This window comes from Roseateles sp. P5_B10 (assembly GCF_056400485.1).
In genome coordinates this window covers 1-3790 of the sequence record NZ_JBFULE010000518.1, presented here as the reverse complement: position 1 = coordinate 3790, position 3790 = coordinate 1, and the positions used below count along the sequence as shown (strand labels likewise).

Sequence of the window (3790 nt, the reverse complement as noted above, 5' to 3'; positions counted from 1 at the left end):
GCTCTACCGCGCCTACGTGACCCGCGCCAGCGAGACGGGCAAGCCGGAATGGGACAACACCGCCGCCATGCGCGAGATCGTGGCCCTGCGCCAGGAAGAGGCCCAGTTGCTCGGCTATGCCAGCTTCGCCGAGGTGTCGCTGGCGCCCAAGATGGCCTCGACGCCGGAGGAGGTGAAGACCTTCCTGCGCGACCTCGCCAAGCGCGCCCGGCCCTTCGCCGAAAGGGACCTGGCCGAGCTGCGCGAGTTTTCCAAGGGGCAACCGCTGGAATCCTGGGACGTCTCCTACTGGAGCGAGAAGCTCAAGGAAGCCCGCTACGCCTTCAGCGACCAGACGGTGAAGCAGTACTTCACGGCCACCAAGGTCGTGCCGGGCCTGTTCTCCATCATCGAGCGCCTGTTCGACGTGTCCATCAGCGAGGCCACGGCGTCGGTCTGGCACGAGACCGTCAAGTTCTACGAGATGCGCCGCGGTGGCCAACTCATCGCCCAGTTCTATCTCGACCTTTACGCGCGCAACGGCAAGCGCCCCGGCGCCTGGATGGACGAGGTGCGCAGCCGCTGGCTCAAGCCCACGGGTGAGCAGCAGACGCCAGTGGCGCTGCTGACCTGCAACTTCGCTTCGCCCGTTGGTGACAAGCCGGCGCTGCTGACCCACGACGACGTCATCACCCTCTTCCACGAATTCGGCCACGGCCTGCATCACATGCTGACGCAGGTGAACGACCTCGGCGTCTCCGGCATCTCCGGTGTCGAATGGGACGCCGTCGAACTGCCCAGCCAGTTCATGGAGAACTTCTGCTGGGAATGGGACGTGCTGCAGCAGTTGAGCGGCCACGTCGACAGCGGCGAGCCGTTGCCGCGCGATCTCTTCGACAAGATGACCGCGGCCAAGAACTTCCAGAGCGGGCTGATGACGCTGCGCCAGATCGAGTTCGCGCTGTTCGACATGCGCCTGCATGGCGAGCCGGGCGCTGAGGCCGACGTGCAGAAGGTGCTGGACGAGGTGCGCGCCGAGGTCGCCGTGCTGATCCCGCCGGCCTTCAACCGCTTCCAGCACAGCTTCTCCCACGTCTTCGCAGGCGGCTATGCGGCGGGCTATTACAGCTACAAGTGGGCTGAGCTGCTCAGCGCCGACGCCTGGAGTGCGTTCGAAGAGGAAGGCGTGTTCAACGCCGCCACCGGCAAGCGCTTCCTGAATGAAGTGCTGGAGCAAGGCGGAGCGCGCGATGCCATCGACAACTTCAAGGCCTTCCGCGGCCGCGAGCCCAAGATCGACGCGCTGCTGCGCCATCAGGGCATGAGCTGAAAGGCTTCTGATGCGTTACGTGGCGCTGTGGCGCGGCATCAACGTCGGTAAGGCCAAGCGCCTCGCGATGGCCGACCTCAAGGCCCTGCTCACCGAGCTGGGCGCGACCAAGGTCTCGACGCTGCTGAACAGCGGCAATGCCGTCTTCGACGTCAAGAAGAAGCTCAGCGCCGACAAGATCCGCACCGCCGTGCGGGAGCAGCTGGGCGTCGATGCCGCCGTCATCCTGAAGACGGCGGCCGAATGGGCCGCCATCGCGGCGGGGCATGGCATTGACGAGGCAGACGACCCCAGCCGCCTGCTCGTCGCGATGACAACCGATGCGGCCGCGCTGCAGGCCGCAGCTGCCATCACAGCGCAGGGCGCCGAGCGCTTCGTCGTCACCGAGCACGCAGCCTATCTGTGGTGCGCCCACGGCATCCTGGAAAGCAAGGCCGCCGTTGCGCTGCTGAAAAATCTCGGCGAAGACTGCACGACTCGCAACTGGGCGACGGTCGAGAAGCTGAACGCGCTGGCGAACGGCTGATCGCCGGCCAGCGCGACCAGACAAGCGCTCGTCAGGCGCGAGCGCGACGCCGCGCCAGGCCAGTGGCCAGACAGGCGATCACCACCAGGGCAGCCGAACCCGGCTCGGGCAGGCGCCCTGCTTCGACATAGGTGCGGAAGTTGACGTCGTAGTCAGGGACGGCATACACCGCACCGTTCAGGAACAGCTGGCCTTGGCTATAGACATCGCCGCTCGTCCCCGTGAACGACGGGCTGAAATTGCCGGGGCTCTGCCCCTTGAAGCCAAAGACCAACTGGTCACCAGCGCTCAGCGAAATACCGGCAKACGACACGTCGATCAGATTCCATCCGGCAACCAGGCCATTCAGCACCGCGTCGAAGTCGTTCGCATCGCTTTGCCAACCCGCACCCTGGTTGACGAAGAACTGGATACCCGCGCCCAGATTGGCTGCATTGAAATACACCTCGATCGCCGTCAACTGGCCCGTCTGCCCCGCCACCACGCCTTGCTGCCAGGTCAAGGTCGGGGCGCCGCCGTTGAAGCTGACCGTACCAATCACGTCATTGGCCTGGTCAACCACGGGTGCTGCATGAGCCCCCGTCGATGCCAACACCAAAGCCCCCAGCGCGGTTGCTGCCTTGGCAACCAGAGTCTTGCTGATTCGCATGTCCGACCTCCCATAGTTATGAACAGTCCAACGCAGCAGGATCCATACCAGCGCGCCGCCTTGCTCTGTAAACAAGGCTACAGCGGCAGGGKCGAGGAACTGCTAGCGGCGGCCGCCCCGCTCATTGTCAAAAAGATCGACAGGCAATTACCCGAAGCCTCAGCACCGCTGCAGGCCCGCCGTCATGCCAGACGCGGCAGCTCAGGCCCCACCGTCCAGCGTGTGTACCCGCATGCCGACACGGTCCCGTATGGGTTCGCGCCAGGCCGCGCGCTGCAGCACGCGCCGCCCGTCCTTCAGGCCAGCTGACCAGCGCGCGCGCAGGCGCTCGTCGCTGAAGTCGATGTCGCGCCAGGAGTCCTCGCCGGGCAGGGCCTGCATGACGAGGTGGACAACGTCGATGCGCGAGTCGCAGCCCAGGGCCAACAGTTCCTTGATGGCCGGGTCTGCCGCCGTCTTGGCGTCGAGTTTGCGGCCCACCAAGCGCAGCGCGCGGCGCAGGTTCTGCAGGCGCTCGTGGTCGTCCAGGTGTTCGAAGATGCGGCTGGCGTACTGGATGTCCTTGTAGCGTGTCAGCGCCCCGGCCATCGTGCTGGGCGCGGCCTCGCTGGCGTCCCACAGGTCGACCATGAAGCACAGCGTGTCGCGGCGCTCGCTGTCGTCGAGCACGACATCCAGCGGCGTGTTGGAGTAGATGCCGCCGTCCCAGTAGGCGTCCTTGCCGATCTGAACCGGCGCGAAGCCCGGCGGCAAGGCACCACTGGCCATCACATGCTCGGGGGCAATGCGGGTGCGGCCGTCGCGGTTGTCGAACAGCGCCAGGCCGCCGGTGCGCACATTGACGGCGCACAGCGTCAGCCGCGTCTCGGCCGCGGCGATGCGCTCGAAGTCCACCAGCTCGCGCAGCGTCTCCGCCAACGGCGCGGTGTCATAAAAGCCCAGCTCGGTCAGCGGCGCACGCCGGTTCATGTCCCAGGCCTGCGGGCCGCGCGGCTTGAAGAAGCCCGGGATGCCGCTCGTCAGCGTCTGCCAGGTCTGTAGCCCTTGCTGCCAGATCGCCGTGAAGGGGCTGGCCGGCAGATGTGGCGCAAAGCCGGGCCGCGTCACGCGGTCCCAGAAGGTGCGCAGCGCCTTCAGGCGCTCGGCCGGCGCATTGCCAGCGATCAGCGCCGCGTTGATGGCGCCGATGGAGGTGCCGACCAACCAGTCCGGCGGCAGGCTGGCGTCCTCCAGCGCCTCGACGAAGCCGGCCTGGTAGGCACCCAGGGCGCCGCCACCCTGGAAGACGTAGACGGTTTGCGAGGGG

The 3790-nt window shown here is 66.5% G+C and carries 4 protein-coding genes; 2 read left to right on the top strand and 2 right to left on the bottom strand.

Annotated features, from left to right (window positions below):
- Together AC1DU6_RS23025 and AC1DU6_RS23020 are read left to right on the top strand one after the other, a co-directional pair.
- A partial coding sequence (locus tag AC1DU6_RS23025) for a M3 family metallopeptidase (RefSeq protein WP_477859860.1) occupies window positions 1-1309 on the top strand: 1309 nt, incomplete at its 5' end.
- A gap of 10 nt (window positions 1310-1319) precedes the next feature.
- Window positions 1320-1835 (top strand): DUF1697 domain-containing protein, encoded by a 516-nt coding sequence (locus tag AC1DU6_RS23020; protein ID WP_056195005.1) that lies wholly within the window; start codon window positions 1320-1322, stop codon window positions 1833-1835.
- Window positions 1836-1866: 31 nt separating this feature from the next.
- On the opposite strand, the gene AC1DU6_RS23015 is transcribed toward AC1DU6_RS23020, so the two are convergent.
- The gene (locus tag AC1DU6_RS23015) at window positions 1867-2484 is read right to left on the bottom strand and encodes a hypothetical protein (RefSeq protein ID WP_477859858.1); all 618 of its coding nucleotides are present in this window, start codon (window positions 2482-2484) and stop codon (window positions 1867-1869) included.
- 201 nt (window positions 2485-2685) lie between these two features.
- A partial coding sequence (locus tag AC1DU6_RS23010; protein WP_477859856.1) for a patatin-like phospholipase family protein occupies window positions 2686-3790 on the bottom strand: 1105 nt, incomplete at its 5' end.

What these genes read in the sequence shown, in the direction of transcription:
- AC1DU6_RS23020 (WP_056195005.1), top strand. Translation starts at nt 1,320, where the DNA reads ATGCGTTACGTGGCGCTGTGGCGCGGCATCAACGTCGGTAAGGCCAAG.